16 protein-coding genes are annotated in these 20222 nt (G+C 36.2%); 12 read left to right on the top strand and 4 right to left on the bottom strand.

Annotated elements, in window-relative coordinates; translation table 11 throughout:
* Positions 1-16: 16 nt before the first annotated feature.
* The gene (gene lysM / locus KQA_RS0213655; RefSeq protein ID WP_010181976.1) at positions 17-502 is read right to left on the bottom strand and encodes a peptidoglycan-binding protein LysM; all 486 of its coding nucleotides are present in this window, start codon (positions 500-502) and stop codon (positions 17-19) included.
* Between the two features lie 163 nt (positions 503-665).
* Here lysM and KQA_RS0213650 point away from each other — a divergent pair, with 163 nt between their 5' ends.
* The gene (locus tag KQA_RS0213650) at positions 666-1295 is read left to right on the top strand and encodes a hypothetical protein (protein ID WP_010181975.1); all 630 of its coding nucleotides are present in this window, start codon (positions 666-668) and stop codon (positions 1293-1295) included.
* On the opposite strand, the gene KQA_RS0213645 is transcribed toward KQA_RS0213650, so the two are convergent.
* Together KQA_RS0213645 and KQA_RS0213640 are read right to left on the bottom strand one after the other, a co-directional pair.
* On the bottom strand, positions 1292-2026 hold the full coding sequence (locus tag KQA_RS0213645; protein ID WP_010181974.1) for a metallophosphoesterase family protein: 735 nt from the start codon (positions 2024-2026) through the stop codon (positions 1292-1294). The genes KQA_RS0213650 and KQA_RS0213645 overlap by 4 nt on opposite strands.
* 3 nt (positions 2027-2029) lie before the next feature.
* Positions 2030-3166, bottom strand: a complete 1137-nt coding sequence (locus KQA_RS0213640; protein ID WP_010181973.1) for an ATP-binding protein — start codon at positions 3164-3166, stop codon at positions 2030-2032.
* A 290-nt stretch (positions 3167-3456) separates the two neighbouring features.
* On the opposite strand from KQA_RS0213640, the gene KQA_RS0213635 reads away from it, so the two are divergent.
* The 8 genes from KQA_RS0213635 to KQA_RS0213600 all read left to right on the top strand — a co-directional run bounded on the left by KQA_RS0213635 (position 3457) and on the right by KQA_RS0213600 (position 12746).
* Positions 3457-4458 carry an AAA family ATPase gene (locus tag KQA_RS0213635; protein ID WP_010181972.1) on the top strand — a complete coding sequence of 334 codons (1002 nt, stop codon included), beginning with the start codon at positions 3457-3459 and terminating at the stop codon, positions 4456-4458.
* Positions 4459-4539: 81 nt separating this feature from the next.
* Positions 4540-5406: a DUF58 domain-containing protein gene (locus tag KQA_RS0213630; protein ID WP_010181971.1), complete on the top strand. Its 867-nt coding sequence runs from the start codon at positions 4540-4542 to the stop codon at positions 5404-5406.
* Between the two features lie 2 nt (positions 5407-5408).
* Entirely contained in the window at positions 5409-7061 is a 1653-nt protein-coding gene (locus KQA_RS0213625) for a hypothetical protein (protein ID WP_010181970.1), read from the top strand.
* The gene (locus tag KQA_RS0213620; RefSeq protein WP_010181968.1) at positions 7061-8065 is read left to right on the top strand and encodes a vWA domain-containing protein; all 1005 of its coding nucleotides are present in this window, start codon (positions 7061-7063) and stop codon (positions 8063-8065) included. Before KQA_RS0213625 ends, KQA_RS0213620 begins: the two co-directional genes overlap by 1 nt.
* Before the next feature lie 2 nt (positions 8066-8067).
* Positions 8068-9117 (top strand): vWA domain-containing protein, encoded by a 1050-nt coding sequence (locus KQA_RS0213615; RefSeq protein WP_010181967.1) that lies wholly within the window; start codon positions 8068-8070, stop codon positions 9115-9117.
* On the top strand, positions 9117-10016 hold the full coding sequence (locus tag KQA_RS0213610) for a tetratricopeptide repeat protein (RefSeq protein WP_010181966.1): 900 nt from the start codon (positions 9117-9119) through the stop codon (positions 10014-10016). The genes KQA_RS0213615 and KQA_RS0213610 overlap by 1 nt, the downstream gene beginning before the upstream one ends.
* Positions 10017-10201: 185 nt before the next feature.
* Positions 10202-11989 (top strand): BatD family protein, encoded by a 1788-nt coding sequence (locus KQA_RS0213605; protein WP_010181965.1) that lies wholly within the window; start codon positions 10202-10204, stop codon positions 11987-11989.
* A gap of 1 nt (position 11990) precedes the next feature.
* The gene (locus KQA_RS0213600; RefSeq protein WP_010181964.1) at positions 11991-12746 is read left to right on the top strand and encodes a tetratricopeptide repeat protein; all 756 of its coding nucleotides are present in this window, start codon (positions 11991-11993) and stop codon (positions 12744-12746) included.
* Positions 12747-12828: 82 nt separating this feature from the next.
* Here the strand turns inward: KQA_RS0213600 and KQA_RS0213595 are convergent, their stop codons facing one another.
* Positions 12829-13350: a CvpA family protein gene (locus KQA_RS0213595; RefSeq protein ID WP_010181963.1), complete on the bottom strand. Its 522-nt coding sequence runs from the start codon at positions 13348-13350 to the stop codon at positions 12829-12831.
* A 152-nt stretch (positions 13351-13502) separates the two neighbouring features.
* Here KQA_RS0213595 and KQA_RS0213590 point away from each other — a divergent pair, with 152 nt between their 5' ends.
* The 3 genes from KQA_RS0213590 (at position 13503) to KQA_RS20345 (ending at position 20147) form a co-directional block, all read left to right on the top strand.
* Complete coding sequence (locus KQA_RS0213590; RefSeq protein ID WP_010181962.1) at positions 13503-13859, top strand: hypothetical protein; 357 nt, start codon at positions 13503-13505, stop codon at positions 13857-13859.
* Positions 13860-14144: 285 nt separating this feature from the next.
* Positions 14145-16211 (top strand): T9SS type B sorting domain-containing protein, encoded by a 2067-nt coding sequence (locus tag KQA_RS0213580; protein WP_010181961.1) that lies wholly within the window; start codon positions 14145-14147, stop codon positions 16209-16211.
* A 9-nt stretch (positions 16212-16220) separates the two neighbouring features.
* Positions 16221-20147: a PorP/SprF family type IX secretion system membrane protein gene (locus KQA_RS20345; RefSeq protein WP_198283124.1), complete on the top strand. Its 3927-nt coding sequence runs from the start codon at positions 16221-16223 to the stop codon at positions 20145-20147.
* Positions 20148-20222: the final 75 nt, after the last annotated feature.

Below are 20222 nucleotides of genomic sequence, written 5' to 3'. Positions count from 1 at the left end.
TTATTGCTATGTGGTGTTACGCGTCCAATGCTGGAATACGTAATACTTGACCTGGATAAATTTTATCTGGGTGAGTTAGCATAGGCTTGTTAGCTTCAAAAATAACCGGATACTTCATTGCATTCCCATATACTTTTTTAGCAATTTTACTTAAAGTGTCTCCACTAACAACAGTATGGAAAATAGCTTCAGGCTCCTGAATTTCAACTTCCATTTGGTCATCAACTTGAGCAATACCAGCTGTATTACCCACTACTAAAACTACTTTTTCTTTAGTTGCTTGGTCAGCAGCTAAACCACTTACAATTGCGGTGTCATCATTAATAATAACTTGCATATTTTGAACTTCTAAACCAAGATCAGAAGCAGTTTGTACCATTTTAGCAGCGGCAGCTTCGTTAGCTGCTGCAATTGCTTCCGCTTTTTCGGCAGCTTCTTCAGCTGTTGATTTTCCAATTCCGATAGCTGCTCCGGCATTTTTAATAAATGAAAATAATCCCATAGTTATGTGTTTTGTACATTAAAATTATAAGCTCAAGTTATAAAAATTTGTTGATATTTTATACAAGTGTTAATTTTTAAATTCCAAAAAAAACAAAAAAGTTGAATTTAATATAGGGGTATATATTTTTATTGAAAAACTAGAAAAATGCACAATATACATATTGGGAGTCAGTTGCCTAACTACCAACTACCAACTACCAACTACCAACTACCAACTACCAACTACCAACTACCAACTACCAACTACCAACTACCAACTACCAACTACCAACTACCAACTACCAACTACCAACTACCAACTACCAACTACCAACTACCAACTACCAACTACCAACTACCAACTACCAACTACCAACTACCAACTACCAACTACCAACTACCAACTACCAACTACCAACTACCAACTACCAACTACCAACTACCAACTACCAACTACCAACTACCAACTACCAACTACCAACTACCAACTACCAACTACCAACTACCAACTACCAACTACCAACTACCAACTACCAACTACCAACTACCAACTACCAACTACCAACTACCAACTACCAACTACCAACTACCAACTACCAACTACCAACTACCAACTACCAACTACCAACTACCAACTACCAACTACCAACTACCAACTACCAACTACCAACTACCAACTACCAACTACCAACTACCAACTACCAACTACCAACTACCAACTACCAACTACCAACTACCAACTACCAACTACCAACTACCAACTACCAACTACCAACTACCAACTACCAACTACCAACTACCAACTAGCCTAGTTCCTGCCGCGTTCATCCGGGTAAAGCAGGTGTGCGGGATCACTTTGAAAAATCTCTTTGCTATCAATATCAATAGCCGTTAGTGGGCCTTTAAAAGCAGCGCCAGTATCTACATTCCAAACGCAAGCTGCATTAACGGGCGTTGTTTTGTTTATGCGTGTAACTGGTGTGTGGCCAATGTATACTTCGTCAAAAAGACTTAGACGTTTGGGGTATAAAAGATCATTTTTAGATAGTTTTGGGTCAACAGAAAGCGCTAATTCCCATAGGGTACGATCCCAATAATAAAGCTCTTCAAAGTATTCCTTATGTGGCCCGTGTAAATTGGTAAAGCCGGCATGTAAAAAAAGTTTACTTTCGTTTAAAATGACATAGTTTTCTAAGCCTTCAAAAAATTGAAACTGAGCTTTTATTTCATCTTGCGAAAATTTAGCATAACTATCCTTAGTGGCTTGTCCTCCATGAATAATCCATTGATCTGTATGAATACCTGTTTTTAGCCAATTATAACAAAGTGCATCGTGATTTCCTCTAATAAATGTGCATTTATGTTTGGTGGCTAATTCCATTAAAAAGAAAATAGTTTCGGCGCTCTGGCTCCAGCCGTCTACATAATCCCCTAAAAAAATAAGATGATCTTCAGGTACAAGTTTAAGTTTAAAAAGTAATTGTTCAAGGGCTTTAAGTCCTCCGTGGATATCGCCAATAGCAAAGGTTCGGTGTGTTAACATAAATTAGTTATAGCGTATTTTTCTAATGACACGCATGGTGTCTTTGTATAATTTATAAATTTCAGCAGAATGCTTTTTAAGTATGGGTTTTGCCTCATTTAGTTTGTCTAGTGCAGATGTTACACCATTTAAATAACAAATTAGATAAGTTGTGGGTAGTTCTTTTAGCCAATTTTTTTCTTTGTGAGCTAAAGTAATATTGTTATTTAGTTTAGTGAGTAGGGCTTCATTTTTTTTGATTAAAAAGTCGGTAACCGAAGGAGCAAACGTGGGTGGTTCAAACAACAGTTCATAGCCCATTTCGTAGGAAACGTTGTTTTTAAATTGGATCCGCATTTTTTCAAAGGGATAATATTTATGTGTACCATCATAACCTAAGCTGATAAATTCGGTAATTATAAATTCATTTTCGGTCATTTCAATGCTTACTTCGTCAAATTCCGAATAAAATAATCGGACTTGTTCATTAATAAGTTCAATGTCAACCCTAGAATAATAGGTGTTATTTTTAACCCGTTTTTCTTTTCCAGCCCAGCATACCACAAAATACTCCTGAAACACCTTGTAATTTGGCTTGTATTTTTTTCTCGCTTTCATAAAATCAAACACGCCATCTAGGGTATATTCCATGTTGTTTTGCGAATGACTTTCAATAGCCGCAACTAATTTTGAATTGTAATCTTTTAATTCAATAGTTTCATTTTTGGGCATGCTCATGCTGCCATCTCTTAAAAAAACCGCACTTTTGGGGTATTTCCAAATGTTTTTTTTGAGCATACACACCTCGGTATTTGTTGGGTGTATGGTGACTAAACCGACAACCTTATCCGGAGGGAGGTGAGGAAAAGCAATGTTTTCATAGGAAACCACCGGAGGATTTTTCAAATAGGCATTAATTAAATTTTGAATTTTACTATCATCAAAAAAATCAACACCCGTAATTTGATTGTCTTCATCTTTAACACCAATAACAATAAATGAGTTGTTTTTGGGGTTAGAATTAGAAAGTGCACAAACGTGTTTTAAAAATTTAGCTTTTCCTTCTTTTTCCGATAACTGAATGCGTAGTTTTTTATCGTAAAAACTGTTTTCGTTATTGTGGGCTAGTAAGTTTTTGATTAAAAGCCTTTTATTAATCATAAGGGAAAGAAATCAAAATTGTTAAATAAATTTATTTTAAAAAAATGCAACACGCATTTTGCACATTCGTTTACTATTAGGTGTTTACCGAATAGCAAAATAGTTGTTTTAAAAACAAGCTATAAGGTAAACCGGTAATTTTTTCTGTAAGGAAAAAACTCAATTAGGTTAAATATAGTATAAAATATAAAATTGACCCTTGTTTTAAATAAGTAATGTTTGTTAGCTTGTCTGCTACTTGCAGGGTTAAAATAGGAATAGTAAATTCACGACATTAAAATTAATCAATAATGGAACAAACCGCTACAGTTGATATTAGAATGATAAATGAACAGATTGAAAAAGAATCAGCATTTATCGATTTGCTAACCATAGAGCTAAATAAAGTAATTGTCGGACAAAAATATATGATTGAGCGTTTGCTAATCGGACTTTTGGGCGAAGGACATATTTTATTAGAAGGGGTGCCAGGATTAGCAAAAACCCTTGCCATAAATACACTATCTAAAGCAGTACAAGGAAGCTTTAGTCGTGTGCAATTTACTCCAGATTTATTACCCGCGGACGTGGTAGGTACGCTTATATATAATATGAAGGAGAATGATTTCCTTATTAAAAAAGGACCTATTTTTGCCAATTTTGTATTGGCCGATGAGATCAACCGTGCTCCTGCCAAAGTGCAGAGTGCTTTGTTGGAAGCCATGCAGGAAAAGCAGGTAACCATTGGTGATGAAACTTTTAAATTGGATAAGCCGTTTTTAGTAATGGCAACTCAAAACCCAGTAGATCAAGAGGGAACATACCCATTACCCGAAGCACAAATGGACCGTTTTATGCTTAAAGTGGTTATCGATTATCCTAAGTTAGAAGAGGAGCAATTGATTATGCGTGCAAACTTATCTGGTAGTTTTGAAACCGTAAATCCAGTAGTTAGTACAGAGCAGATTTTGAAAGCTCAAAAAGCAGTTCGTACAGTATATATGGACGAAAAAATTGAAAAATATATATTGGATATCGTTTTTGCAACTCGTTATCCAGAAAAATATAATCTTCCAGATTTAAAGCCATTAATCAATTTTGGATCTTCGCCACGTGGTAGTATTAGTTTAGCCACAGCGGCAAAATGTTATGCGTTTATCAAGCGTCGTGGTTATGTGATTCCCGAAGATGTTCGTGCCGTGGTAACCGATGTATTACGTCATCGTATAGGGATTACCTATGAGGCCGAAGCTGAAAATATCACCACTGAGGATATTATTAGCCAAATTGTAAATGAAATTGAAGTACCTTAAAAATAGTTGTCAGTTGTCAGTTGTTCGTTGGTAGTAAAATACAACCCTCACAACTCACAACTTTTAACTCGCAACTAAAAGATGGATACAAAAGAATTATTAAAAAAAGTACGAAAAATTGAGATCAAAACACGTCGTGTGAGTGATCATGTTTTTGGAGGAGAATATCATTCTACCTTTAAAGGTCGTGGTATGACATTTAGCGAGGTGCGCCAATACCAATTTGGCGATGATGTTCGCGCTATTGATTGGAATGTAACTGCCCGTTATAATGAACCTTATATAAAGGTATTCGAAGAAGAACGCGAGCTTACACTAATGCTTATGGTGGATGTTTCGGGATCCCAATTGTTTGGAACCGAAAATCAATTTAAAAAAGAAACCATAACCGAAATTGCGGCGACATTAGCTTTTTCGGCAACGCAGAATAATGATAAAGTGGGACTCATTTTGTTTACCGATGATATTGAGTTATTTATTCCTCCAAAAAAAGGACGTTCACATGTGTTGCGAATCATTAGAGAGCTGATCGAATTTAAGCCAAAGAGTAATAAAACCAACGTTTCTCAGGCATTAAAATACTTGAGTAATGTGCAAAAAAAGAAAGCCATTGTATTTGTGCTTTCCGATTTTATAGCCGATGATTACCTGCAAACTTTAAAAATTGTTTCGGGTAGGCATGACCTTACTGGTATTCGCGTATTTGATAAATCCGAAATTGAAATTCCTAATTTAGGTGTAGTACAAATGCATGATCAGGAAACGGGTCAAGTACAATTAGTCAACACATCTTCGCGGGCTATGCGTAAAAATTATGCAACTTATTATGCAGAAAAGGTAGCTTATTTTGAACAAGGTTTTAGTAAAAGTGGGTCGGGAACAGTAAGCTGTGGTACTAACGAAAATTACGTTAAAAAGCTATTAGGCTATTTTAAACGAAGAAATTAAAGATGCAATATAATTTCAGAACATATATTCAAAAAAAAATAGTGCTAAAAGTGCTATACTGTGTATTGTTTTTTGGGTTTTCAGTAATGAATGCTCAAAATCAATTTCAGGTTAGGAATGCCATTGATTCCACTTCTATAAAAATAGGCTCAATAGTAAATTATGCCATTCAAGTAGAAGGGAATAAAGGGAAGAATGTCGTATTCCCCGAAGGAGATAGTTTTAATCCTTTAGAGGTGTTGGAATCTTTTAAAATTGATACGTTAGACGAAGGAGGAAAATACCGTTTATTAAAGCAATATGCCTTAACACAATTCGATTCGGGACACTATTATATTCCAAGGCAAAAAGTAATTATAGGCGATAAAACATTTTATACAGATTCGCTTGCGCTAGAAGTAAGAGATGTAGTGGTGGATACCTCCAAGACAAAGTTGTATGATGTAAAAGGAATTATGGCTGTTGAGGATCATTCCGAAACGGACTGGATGCAAATTGTCTATTGGATTATTGGAGGACTTTTAGTAATTGGTCTAGTAATGTTTTTAGTATGGCGATTTGGTCAAAAAAAGGTAGATCCCGAATCCTTATTACCCATTTATGATAAAACATTATTAGCTTTAGAAAGAGTGCCGGTAGAAAGTTTGTTGAGTGAAAATAAATACAAAGAATATTATTCTCAATTAACAGATATTGCAAAAAAATATTTAGAAGAAGAGCTTACGGAGCATGCATTGGAGAGTACTACCGATGAGCTAATTACAGCCTTGAATTTAAAGGTAAAAATGGGTGATGTTTCTTTAAATAAAGAAGCTATTGCTGAATTTAAAAATACACTTCAAAATGCGGATTACGCAAAATTTGCCGCCATGAATCCTTCATTGGAAACAGCGCAATTTGATAAGCAAATAATCACAAGTTTTATTCAAAAAGTAAATGAAGGGAAACCGGAGTTAACAGAAGAGCAATTATTACTAAATGAAACTTACCGATTAGAACAAGAAGCGAAGCGTAAAAGAAAGCGACAAAATAGCATGATCATTGCTGGGGTTGTTGCATTAATTGCAGCCATACTCACCTTTTTTGCAGTGCAAAATTTTAATAAAATTACAGGCTTAGTTTTAGGAAAGGCAGGTAATGCGTTATTGGATCAAGAATGGATAACCAGTACTTACGGTGTACCAGGAGTATCCATAAGCACCCCCGAAATTTTAACAAGAAATCCGGTTAAAATCGAGGGACAACAGCAACAAGTGTTAAGCGGAAATCAAGTATATCTGTATGGAGAGCTTAAAAATAAGTTTAACATTATAGTAAACACGCTTTCCTTCCGTCAGGATATTGGTTATACGGTGGAACAAGGGGTAGAAAGTGTGTTTAAACAAATTGAACAACAAGGTGGAACCAACATTTTGGTTAAGGATGAGGATTTTGAAACCTTAAGCGGTACTGCAGGGAAAAAAGTATTTGGAAGTTTTGAGTATCCAATTCCTGAAACAGAAAAAACAATCAATTTTGAATATACCATTTTGATTTTTGCTGAAGGGCAAGGGGCACAACAAGTCTTTGTTTTTTACGAAAAAGGAGATAAGGCTTCAGAAAAAGTAAAAGAGCGAATTATAAATTCAGTTGAAATAAATAAAAGCGATAACTAATGTTTTCAAAATATACATTTGAAAGTCCTGCATTTTTTTGGTTGTTGCTGTGTATTCCGGCAGCCATTGTATGGTATTTGTGGCGGAAAAATAATCAGCAGGCATCATTAAAAATAGGAACAACGGAGGGCTTTAAAGTTACCTCAGATATCATATCACGTTTAAAACCCTTGCTTTTTGGATTGCAAATGCTAGCATTGGCATCATTAATTGTAGCGTTGGCACGACCTCAAAATGTAGATGTTTCTACACAAACCAAAACAACCAAAGGAATTGATATTGCTATGGCAATTGATATTTCGGGGAGTATGTTGGCAAAAGATTTAAAACCCAACAGGCTCGAGGCACTAAAAAGAGTGGCGGCAGATTTTATAAAAGGGCGTAAAAGTGACCGTATAGGTTTAGTGGTCTATGCCGGGGAAAGTTTTACCAAAACACCAGTGACCAGTGATAAAACTATCGTGTTAAGTGCGTTGAATTCTTTAAAATTCACGCAACAGCTCGAAGGGGGAACAGCAATAGGAATGGGATTGGCAACGGCAGTAAATCGCTTAAAGGATAGTAAAGCAAAGAGCAAAGTGATCATTTTGTTAACCGATGGAACAAATAATGCAGGTTTTATTGATCCTTCAATTGCAGCCGAATTGGCATTGGAATACGGGATAAAAGTGTATACTATCGGCGTAGGAACAAATGGTACAGCATTGTCACCTGTAGCTATACGTAGTGACGGCTCGCTGCAATACGGAAATGTGCAAGTTGAAATTGACGAAAAATTACTGAAGCAAATTGCAAAAACAACCGAAGGGAGGTATTTTAGAGCGACTAACAACAAAAAATTGAAGCAAATTTATGCCGAAATTGATAAGCTTGAAAAAACAGATGTAGAAGAAATCAAGTTTACCAAATACGAAGAAAAATACCGATTTTTTGCACTGTTAGCCTTTGGTCTTACTGCATTGGTATTTTTGTTGAAACAAACATTATTCAAAAGTTTTATATAACTATGGGAATTTATTTTTTAGAACATAAAATATACTTTTGGCTATTGGTAATTATACCTGTTTTAGTAGTAATTGCCATATTAAATTTTTGGTGGCGTAAGCGTACTCAAAAAAAGTTTGCTGGTACTGGTTTGTTAGATCGTTTAGCACCTAATCGATCTGTTTTTAAGCCCATATTAAAATTGATTTTTATCAGTTTGGCTTTGGCGTGTTTGGCTATAGCTTTGGTCAACCCCAAAATGGGAAATAAAATGGAAACGGTAAAACGAGAGGGAGTAGATTTGGTTTTTGCACTAGACGTATCTAAAAGTATGTTGGCCGAGGATATTGCACCAAACCGATTGGCAAAATCACAACGTTTAGTGTCACAAATTATTGATAATTTGGTAGGTGATCGTATTGGTATTATCGCTTACGCGGGAAGTGCCTTTCCTCAACTGCCTATTACTACAGATTATGCTTCGGGTAAAACTTTTTTACAAGCCTTAAATACGGATATGGTTTCTTCTCAGGGAACTGCTATAACCGATGCTATTGACTTAGCAAAAACCTATTATAATGATGCCGAGCAAACCAATCGAGTTTTAGTATTGATTAGTGATGGTGAGGATCATGATAGTGGTGATGTGGGTGATGTAGCCGAAGAGGCAGCAAAAGAGGGAATAAAAATTATTACCATTGGTGTGGGAACACCAAAAGGGGGACCAATTCCTTTAAAACGTAATGGAATTGTACAGAGTTATAAAAAGGATAAAAGTGGCGAAACGGTAATTACACGTTTAAATCCCGAAACCTTAAAAGACATTGCCTCCGAAGCCAATGGAGAATATATTGATGGTACTAATACCCAACAAGCCGTAACTAAAATTATTGGCTTGTTACAGAATATGGATAAAAAAGAGTTTGAAGCCAAACAATATGCAGATTTTAAAGATCAATTTCAATGGTTTTTAGGGGCAGCATTGCTCTTTTTATTATTGGATATTTTTGTATTAGATCGAAGAACATTGTGGGTTAAAAAAATGGATTTATTTAAAGAAAAGAAGGGCTAATGAAAACTACAATAAAATACTTAATAGCTGCCTTATTTTTTTGTAATGGGTTAGTTTGCTTAGCGCAGAAGAAAAAAGAATTGCCAAAGCACGAAAAAGAAGCACTTCAGTTTGTTTTTGATGGAAACGATAAGTTGTTAAAAGGAAACGTACTCGAAGGGGAAAAGTCATACCGAAAAGCGATAGCAAAAGATCCAAACAGCGGAAAGGCAAAGTACAATTTAGGTTACTCTTACTATAAAACAAAAAGTTTTCAGGAAGCGGTGCAACGAAATAAACAGGCTGCAGCATTAGCAAAAAACAAAGCAGAAAAGCATATAGCCTATCATAATTTAGGAAACTCGTATTTGCAAATGCAAAAGCCAGATGAGGCGATTGAGGCTTATAAAAATGCGTTGCGTAACAATCCTATGGATGATGAAACGCGTTATAATTTAGCCGTAGCCAAACAAGCTAAAAAACAACAAGATCAGCAAAACAAAGATCAAAATAAGGATCAAAAAAACAGCAAGGATAATAAAGACGGGAAGGATAAGGAAGACAAGAAAGATCAAGATAAAAAAGACGAGAACGAGAATAAAGATAACAAGGATAAAAAAGAAGACGAAAATAAGAAAGACGAAGCCGATAAGGATAAAGATAAAAAAGACGAAGACAAGGACGCCGACGAAAAGGATAAGGAGGATAAAGATGCCAAGGATAAAAAGGATAAGGATGGTGATAAAGGAGATGAAAAAGAGGAGAAAGAAAAACAGCCTAGACCTGGTAAAGGGAAATTGTCTCCAGATCAGGTAAAAAGCTTGTTAGAGGCCATGGAAAACCAAGAAAAGAAAGTGCAAGACAAAATAAATGCACAAAAAGTACGAGGGCCTAAAGTGAAATCGGATAAGGACTGGTAGATTTGTTAGTGTTAGTATGTAGTACGAGTATGAAGTGAAAAGTAATTAGTTTTCGTACTATATATTACTTTTGTTAAATTCAGATTATACGTTAGTATTTGCAGTTGATTATAGGCAGAATGGATTTTTAATGTATAATTCGAGTTAAAATGGACCGATAACTGACAACGAACAATAAAAAGAAAATGATATTGAAAAAACTACTTACTGGAATATTGCTTTTACTGTCAAGTGTATTGATGGCACAGGTAAATTTTGTAGCTAAAGTAAATAAGAAAAAGTTAGGAATGAACGAGCGCCTTAAAGTGGTGTTTGAAATGAATGCTGATGGGGATAATTTTTTGCAGCCTAATTTTAATGGTTTCCGTGTAAGCTCTGGTCCAAGTCAATCGGTGAGTCGTTCATGGATTAACGGGAAAAGTTCCTATAAAAAAACCTTTACTTATTTTTTAACGCCAACTAAAGTGGGTACTTTTAAAATAGGTCAGGCAAGTATTCAGGTAAAAGGAGAACGATACAAGACCTTACCGATAGCTATCCAAGTAACATCGGCTGTAGAAAACCCTTCGGAGGGTGAAAATCCCGATTTTGTAGCCGATCGTAGTCTGCATTTAGTAGCAAAAGTTTCTAACCCAAACCCCTATTTAAACGAAGCCGTAACTTTAGAATATCGGTTGTATTGGGATCCAGAGGTAACTATTAATATGCCACAAGAAGTGGATAGTCCAAAATTTCGTGATTTTTGGAGTCAAAATATTGAAATTAAGCAATTACGCGCCGAAAATGGAACTTACAAAGGAAGGCAAAGTGCGTTTGTAGTGCTAAAAAAAGTGGTGTTGTATCCCCAAAAAACAGGAAAGTTAAAGTTAACACCATTAACACTTTCGGTGCCTGTACAAGTGCCAACTAATCGTAGGGATATTTTTGGACGACGTTTAACAAATACGGTAAATAAAAACGTTTCTGCCGGTAATACTATTGTTAATGTAAAGCCATTGCCAGCAAATCCTCCTGCAGGTTTTGATGGAGCAGTAGGGAGTTTTAATTTCAGAGTTTCGCAAACAAAAAATAATTTAAAAGCATCAGAGTCATTACAGGTAAAGGTAGAGGTTCAAGGTAAGGGGAATTTAAAGCTATTTCAGTTACCTAAATTAAAGGCCCCTACCTCAATTGAAATGTATGACCCAGAACATAAAGAAAATGTGCGTACACGTTTGTCTGGTATGTCGGGGAGTATTTCTGATACGTATACATTAGTGCCTCAGTACAAAGGAAATTACCCAATACCTACTATTAAGTTTTCTTATTTTGATCCTAAAGCAGGTGTTTATAAAACAAAAGCCTCATCAAGTTTATCTGTAAATGTACTTGAAGGACCCACACCACAAAATGCAGGGGGGGTGCCACAACAAGCTCCTGGAGCAAATGATAATACGGATGCAGTCGCTCAGCAAAAAGTAGTAGCACCCGCAGCTCAATTTAGTTTTATAAAAACAGCAGCTAATTTAAAACCAATTAAGCAGATTACATTTTTTAAAACTACAGCATATTGGTTGTCGCTTTTATTGCCTTTGTTGGTAGTGCCTGTAGTAATTTTAATTACGAAAACATCGGCAGCTTATGCGAGTGATACCGATGGTAATAAAGCTAGGCAAGCAACTAAATTGGCAAAAAAATACCTGTCTTCCGCTAAAAAGAATTTAGGTGATGCTACCAATTTTTATGTGGCCTTAGAAAAGGCATTGCATAATTATTTAAAGGCAAAATTACGCATTGAGACTAGTGAAATGAATAAGGAACATATTCATGAGCTATTAGCGAGTAAATCGGTAGATGAAGAAGCAATTGAGGGCTATGTCCAATTATTAGGTACCTGTGATATGGCACGTTATACGCCAAGTACACAGCAGACTATGGAGCAGGATTATAAAAAGGCATCGCAAGTAATTGCAAAAATTGATAAACAGTTGTAGGATGAAAAAGTTAGTTTTTATTTTTTTGAGCGTGTTTTTACCGTTGTTTGTGATTGCTCAACAAAACGAAGTGCTATTCTCGCAAGCCAATGAAGCTTACAATAAAGGGGATTATGCCAAATCAGCGGAGTTGTATGAAGCTATTGTAAAAACAGGAAATGTATCGGCTAATTTATATTTTAATTTAGCGAATAGTTATTATAAGCAGCAAAAAGTAGGGCCAAGCATTTATAATTATGAAAAAGCACTAGCCTTAGCGCCTAATAATAATGATATTTTAACCAACTATACGTTTGCAAAAAACATGCGTATCGATAAAATTGATGTATTACCTCAGGGCTTTTTAAGTGAAGTTTATACAAAACTTGTCAATCTTTGGAGTGTAGATACTTGGGCTTGGTTGTCTGTGGTATTGGTATTTATTTTTGCTATTTGCTTTGTGGTGTTTTACAGGGCGGTAAGCTCACAACAACGAAAAATGTTTTTTGCGGGTTGGACGTTTTCATTACTATTAAGTATTTTTAGTGTATTGTTTGCTTTTTTAACAGCTTCAAACAAAGTAAATAATCGTTTTGGTGTGGTATATGTCGGTGAGATAAAGGTACAAAGTGAACCTAATTTACGTAGCGAAAAACTATTCACACTCCACGAAGGAACTAAAGTGCAACTGCTTGAAGAGGTAGATAGCTGGAAAAAAATAAAACTTACCGATGGTAAAACGGGTTGGTTGCCAAAAAAACAGGTGAAGGAGTTGTGAAAATGTGAATACCTAGAGTAATTAGAAATAAGTCATAATTCTTATGTCTGAAAGCCGCCATGTGATCTTAGATCTTTGGGTGTTACACACTTTGATCTTCTTGCTTTTCATCGTCTTTTTTAAATTCTTTCATTATTTTAGGAAGAATTAAAGGTGCAAAAGCAGCTACTTTTTCATAGAGTAAGGAGCTTTCAATCGTTTCTTTTTTAATAAGTTCTAACTTGTTGTTCAAAGGACCTAAAAACATAATTATGGCACTAGCAATAAATCCCATTTTTAAAAAACCAAAAGCAGCACCTAGTAATTTGTTCACGATACCTAAGGCGGCAAAATCAGCAATTTTGGTCAATATTTTTCCTAGGGCCGAAACCGCTAATATGATGACTACAAAAGTAATAGCAAAAGCGGCTAGTTTGGTGTATTGAGGTTCCCAGGTTACCGATTTTTCTAAAAAATTCCCGGCATAATCCGAAAAATGTGTGGCACCATATATTCCTGCAATAAGGGCTATAAGTGATGATAATTCTACAAAAAGCCCCTTCATTACACCCTTTACAAGGCCATATAAAAGTAAAATTCCTAAAATTATGTCAAGGTAATTCATGTGTTATTTTTAATAAATGTAGGGAAAAAAATGAAAATGTTAATAAAAAGTTAGTTTAAGGCATCTAATTGTAGATGTTTTTTTTGTGAAATGGATTTATATATTTAATGGCTGGTATGGGCTAATCCTAAATTCCGTAATTTTGGACCACTATGAGTAGAGATATACAATTAAAAGAACGTTGGGAGACGGTATTGCAAAAACTTTCAAATCAATTTGCCGATGGTGATCTATTGGATTTGGATGCTATTATATATTTAGTGGGGGTACAAGAGTTAGGGCAGCCCCATAGGTCATTTAAAAAAGATGAAAAATTAGACTTAATGCATATTGCTATTTGTCGTTTGTTGGAGCCTTATGGTTACTATGAGTTTGATTATATTGATGAGCAAGGTTGGCCACATTATAAAGTAAAGGAGGAATTACCTAATTTAAAAGCCGGTGAACAATCAGTGTTAATGAAAGAGGCTATAGTAGAGTACTTTTACGCCAATGAATATATTGATTAGCTATTTTTTAGTAAAGTTTAAGTGCTTGTTAGCCTTCAGAAAAATAATGTTTAATAAAGTAGTTTAACTAAAACAAGCATTTTTCAACTTTTTTAAAGGTATTTAATTACTAGATTAAAACACAGTAATTAACGACCAAATGCATTTTTTTGCCCTTTTTTTCCAAAAAAAACTGAAAAACAGGCTTCTGCTATTGATTTTCTTCCTATTTTAGTACGTTCATAAAAAGTTATTAAACATTTACTAACATAGCCCAAACTAGTTAGTGACCTACAAATCAGTGTTATGCACATTAAAAGTATCAAAATAGTAGTTAGATTTTGCGTTTTAGTTGTGGCGTTATTTGTTAATGTTTCAATTTTTTCTCAAAGAATTGAAAGGCCTTCATTGAGTGGGGCTACTAGATGCATAGATTTTAATGAGCCAAATGATTTGTCATTTGCGGTTGAAGCACAAATAACTGGAGGGACATTTCCCGAAGGCACCACATTTACATTGCAATTATCAAATAAAGAAGGGAATTTTGGAGCCAATGTTTTGGATTTGGTAACTGGTACTGCATCTAGTGGCAGTAGCATTTCCTTTGAAAATGTATTGCTTCCTGAATTTGATGGTTCGGGAGAGGTACTAGGGAGTGATGAGTATGTTGTGAGAGTAGTGGCTAACGTAACACCAATTGTAAGGGGAAGGTCTTCTAGTAATCTTGTGGCTTATTCTTTTCGTTTGCCGGAAGGAGAAAATAGGTTGAAAATATTACCAAGTGCAGATATTTGTGGTTTAGATTCAGATCCGAACTCTGCTAAAAACATTTTAAGAGTTAAAGACGATATATACGGAAATTACCAATGGTTTAGACGAGATTTTGGATCCGCGACAGTTACTATGGTAGGCGAAGGTGCTGAATTTAGACTTACCCAAACGGGGATATATTATTACCAAGTAGCTCTTGGTGGTTGTGATGGCTTTGTAGAATCTGCAAGGTCTGTTAATATTAATGTTTTTGATGGAGAAGCTATTGATATTACTATTTCTAGCAATGGAACGCCGACTTCAATTTGTGACCAAGACTCTGTAACCTTAACATCAAGTATAACAGATCCTACCTTAACATATAGTTGGGTTAAAAACGGGGAGACTATTAGTGGAGAAAACAGCACAAGTTTAACAGTTACAGGTATTGACGCAAAAGGGAGTTACCAAATACAAGTAGTTGATACAAAGTTGGGTTTAAGTGAAAGATGTGTCTCTCAATCCAATGCAATTGATATTGACTTACTAAACCCATCCATAAAAATAACTTCACCGTTAATGCAGGTAGATATTCCTGGGCAAGATGAAATTTTAACCGTTGAGGTTTCGGACGGAAGTCCAGTAATAACATGGTTTAAAGATGGTGTTGAGATAGAAAATAGTAATACTACAAGTTTGGTGTCAATAGGTCTGGGTACCTATAATGCAAAGGTGGTCGATGCTACTTCGCCATGTGATATTAAAGAAGTGTTTACCGAGAATGAAATTCAGGTATTACCGATTTCGAACCTAACTTTTTCTATTGAAGCCTCAGATGATCAAGTGAATGATTGTGCTCTTGCGTCTGTGGATTTAAGTATTGCAAATATTAGAGTATTCGGTGCAACAGATGCTATTCCGCTCGAAAGTATTTCAGGTTTAGATTTTACCTGGTTTAGAGATAATGAAGCTATAGATGGTGAAACTAATGAAGTGATTAGATTAAGTGAACTTGCGGCTAATGGAAATTATAGAGCTGAAATTGATGTGAATGGAACAGTTTTTGCTTCAGAAAATAATATCGATGTAAAGTTGAATTTGGATTCGCTTCGAATTACTCAGGATCCTGATGAATTAGTTATTGGAGAATCAGTGGAGCTAAGTTTAGAATTGCCTTTGGGTATACCGGTAAGTGATTTTGCTATTCAATGGATTCGAGGAGTAAATTTTGAAATACCTGGTGAGACTGGACAAACGCTTACAGTAGTTAATCCTGGAACTTATACAGCAAGAGTAAGTTTATCAGGTTGTGGGAGTTCAACCATAACGCCAATCTCAATACAATCGGGATCAGCGGTAATACCCAATGTATTGTCAAGGGATATCGATGCGCTAAATAACGATTGGATTATACCAACAACATTAAGCTTAGATCCTGAAATAAAAGTGGAGATTTACACCAATAGCGGTCAATTGGATTATACCTCAGAAGGGGATACCGAGGGCTATAGTGACCAATGGCCATCGGAGTCTAAATCGCAATTAAAGGAATCTATTTACTATTATGTAATTAGTAAAAATAATAATCCTGTTGAAAAAGGATCAATAACAATCATTAGGTAAATGCATAGGATGCGGAAATTATTTTTTTTAGCAGTAGTATGTATAAGCATACAAAGCATCATAGGGCAACAGGACCAAATTATTGGACCGCCAGATGAGACTACTCATACGGCGATGAAATACAATCGCTTTTTATTTAATCCTGGTTTTTCTTTTGATAAGGAAGCTGCAGATTCAGGAGATAAAAATGGATATATTTCATTTTTTGGTCGTGTAGAAAAAACAGGCTTTGAAGATGCACCTTCTAATTACAGATTAGCTTACAATAAAACCATTAAGGATAATATGGGTATTGGAGCAGCTTTGTTCCAGCGTAATATAGGGATTATCACAAATTTTGGAGCAGTACTTAATTATGCCTATAATGTTGAATTTACGAGAGATGTAAATATGACATTTGGAGCAAATTTAAGGTACCAAAAATCAGGCTTAAAATCTGAGGTGCGTACACAATCGCCGATTGCTTCTGATCCAATTTTAACAGATTTTGATAGCACATCATTAGTAAGGCTTTCTCCAGGAGTCAATGTAAGTTATAACGAGTTTGATTTTGGAGTAGCTGCGCGTAATATTCTTAATTTACAACTAGGTGGCGATAACCAAGTATATGATTCCAGTGTAATTGTGGTGCATGGGATGTATTCAAAACCTTTCAGGCGTCGTTCTCCTAATACATTCAGAGGAATGTTATACGTGGAGCAAGAAACAGGTGGAGCAGATATAGGATATGGTTTTAATGGCATGGTTGAAAATAACAAATATGGATTTGCACAATTAGGTTATAATGCTACTTACGGAGCTTCATTAGGTTTAGGTTTTAATATTGCTCCTTATGCAACTATAGGCTACACGGTTGAACGTGGTTTTGGGAATGCTGATATTTTTGGTTTAACACACGAGGTGACTTTAGCGTATAATTTTATCGAGCCTCAACGAAGACCAAAAAAGAGAAAACCAACTCACAAGCCATCGCGTAAATTACCAGAAAGAGAAGAGTTGTCTAAGGCAGAAAAAATTGCTGCTTTAAAAGAAGCGCGTGAAGCTCAGAAAGACAAGCAAGATGCTTTAGCTGAAATTAGAGCAAAAGCAGGTTTGTTAAGAACAACAGAAGAGCAAAAAATAAAAGACGAAGCTGTGGCTAGTGAGTTAATTCGTATAATGAATACGCAAATAGCCAATAATGATCTGGAAGGTGCTAAAGCTACTTTGATTAAAATAGAAAGCAATCAGTATATCACAGAGGAGCAAAAAAATAGTGTAATTACTCGTTTTACAGAAAAGGAAGAGTTAGCTGAAGATATTGAAAAGGAGACTACACGTATAGCAGCTGAAACAGAGGCTAAAAATAAGGCAAGAGCACTATTGACCAGAACGTCTACATTAATTGCTAATAAGGATATTGAAAGTGCGACAGCAACATTAGAGCGTATTCAAACCAATAAATACATTACCGAGGAGGAAAAGCAAAAAATTAGCAGCGATTTACAACGTATTATAAGTGAAAAAGAGGCAGCTGATTTGGCTGTTGCCGAAGAAGAGAAAGCTAAAAAAGAAGCAGCAGAATTGGTTCGAGTAACCAATACCTTAATTGATGCCAATAATATTGAGGAAGCGCAAGCAAAAGCAACATTAATTCGTCAGAGTAAGTTCATTCCAAATGAGCAAAAGGAAGAGATTTTAGGAAAATTGGATCGAGTAATTCTAGCTCAAGAAAGAGAAGCTGCTGATTTAGCTTTGGTTGAGGAGGAAAAATCTAAAAAAGAAGCGGCGGAGCTGGTTCGAGTAACTAATACATTATTAGATGCTAATAATGTAGAAGAGGCGAAGGCGAAAGCGACGTTGATTCGTCAAAGTAAATTTATTCCTAATGATCAGAAAGAAGCTATATTAAGTAGGTTGGCCCAAGTGGTTAAGGAAAAAGAGGCGGCGGATTTAGCTGTTGCTGAAGAGGAAAAATCAAGAAAAGCTGGAGCTGAATTGTTAAGGGTGACCAATACCTTGTTGGATTCAGATAATGTAGAAGAAGCTCAGGCAAAAGCACAATTGATTAGGGATAATGCTTTTATTCCTGAAGAAGAAAAGCAAAAGGTATTGAGTAGGCTGGAGCGTATTTTGGTAGCAAAAGAAGCGGAAGCTACAGCTGAGGAGACTAGGAAGAAGAGTGTCCTAGAAAGAGTAGTTACTACAGATACTTCGGAGCAAGAGCGTTTAGCGGAAGAAGCGCGATTAGCAGCCGAAGCAGCAGCAAAAGCAGAGCAAGAGCGTTTAGCAGAAGAAGCACGTTTGGCAGACGAAGCAGCAGCAAAAGCAGAGCAAGAGCGTTTAGCAGAAGAAGCACGTTTGGCAGCCGAAGCAGCAGCAAAAGCAGAGCAAGAGCGTTTAGCAGAAGAAGCACGTTTGGCAGCCGAAGCAGCAGCAAAAGCAGAGCAAGAGCGTTTAGCAGAAGAAGCACGTTTGGCAGCTGAGGCAGCAGCAAAAGCGGAGCAAGAACGTTTAGCAGAAGAAGCGCGATTAGCAGCTGAGGCAGCAGCAAAAGCAGAGCAAGAGCGTTTAGCGGAAGAAGCACGTTTGGCAGCCGAAGCAGCAGCAAAAGCGGAGCAAGAACGTTTAGCAGAAGAAGCACGTTTGGCAGCTGAAAACAAGAAAAAGAAATCGGAGTTATTGCGTGTGACTAATTCAGTTATTGATAGTGGTAATGCTACCGATGCAAAAGCAAGAATGGCTTTAATAAGGAAAAGTACTTTAATTACAGATACAGAGAAGCAAACTATATTAAGTAGTTTGGAAAAAGTGGTTAAAGCGGAAGAAGCTCGTATTGCTGAAAATGAAAAAAAGAAATCAGAATTATTGCGTGTGACCAATTCGGTTGTTGATAGCGGTAATGCTACTGACGCAAAAGCAAGAATGGCTTTAATTAGAAAAAGCACATTGATTAGCGATGCAGAAAAAACGCAAATATTAAGTAGTTTGCAACGAGTAATAGATAATGATGAAGCTAAGAAAGCAGAAGAGGCTCGTAAGGCAGAAGAAGCAAGAAAAGCAGAGGAAGCACGTAAAGCAGAGGAAGCTCGTGTAGCTGAGGAGGCACGTATAGCAGAGGAAGCACGTATAGCTGAGGAAGCAAGAAAAGCAGAAGAAGCACGTATAGCCGAGGAGGCACGTAAAGCAGAAGAGGCTCGTATAGCTGAGGAAGCAAGAAAAGCAGAAGAAGCACGTATAGCCGAGGAGGCACGTAAAGCAGAAGAGGCTCGTAAGGCAGAAGAAGCACGTATAGCTGAGGAGGCTCGTATAGCTGAAGCGAAACGTAAAGCAGAAGAAGCACGTATAGCTGAGGAGGCTCGTATAGCTGAAGCGAAACGTAAAGCAGAAGAAGCGGCTAAAAAAGCAGAAGAAGCACGTATAGCAGAAGAAAAAAGATTAGCAGAAGAAGCACGATTAGCAGCAGAGGCGCTTAAAAGAAAAGCAACTTTAAAGCAGGTAACTAAAACAGTTGAAGAGGATAAGAAGAGAAATACAGCTGAATTAAAACGTGTAACCAAGGTGCTTAAGGATGAAGATAAGAAGGAAGAAAGAAGAAAAGCCGTACAAGCTGCATTAAAACGTACTACGACTACTGTTAAAAAAGAGGATAGTGGAATTATAAGAAAAACAACAAAACAAGAGGGTTCTGGAGGTAGTGATTCGAACTCAAATGGTATGGGTTTTAATGAACTTACACCAGAAAAATCACAGGGTGATTACTTTCTTAAAGAGTTGTTTATCAGCCCTAAACTGCAAATATCTGATGCAGATATTTTGGATGTAATTAACTCCTTAGTGGTGTCTGATAATAGTGCTAGTGATCGACAAACGGAAAAATTGATCGATCTAAATAAAAAGAACAAAGCCTTGCTAAAAACCAAGCTGAAAGTTGTTAAAACTTCAGATCGAGAATAAATTCGTAAGATTTTTTTTACCATATTACAATTTTGTGTTGTAAATTGAAGTCCCCAAACTTTAAAAGTGTTGACC

Origin of the sequence: Aquimarina agarilytica ZC1, assembly GCF_000255455.1 — a bacterium.
In the GTDB taxonomy this organism is placed as follows: domain Bacteria; phylum Bacteroidota; class Bacteroidia; order Flavobacteriales; family Flavobacteriaceae; genus Aquimarina; species Aquimarina agarilytica.
This window is presented reverse-complemented; position numbering and strand designations above follow the sequence as displayed.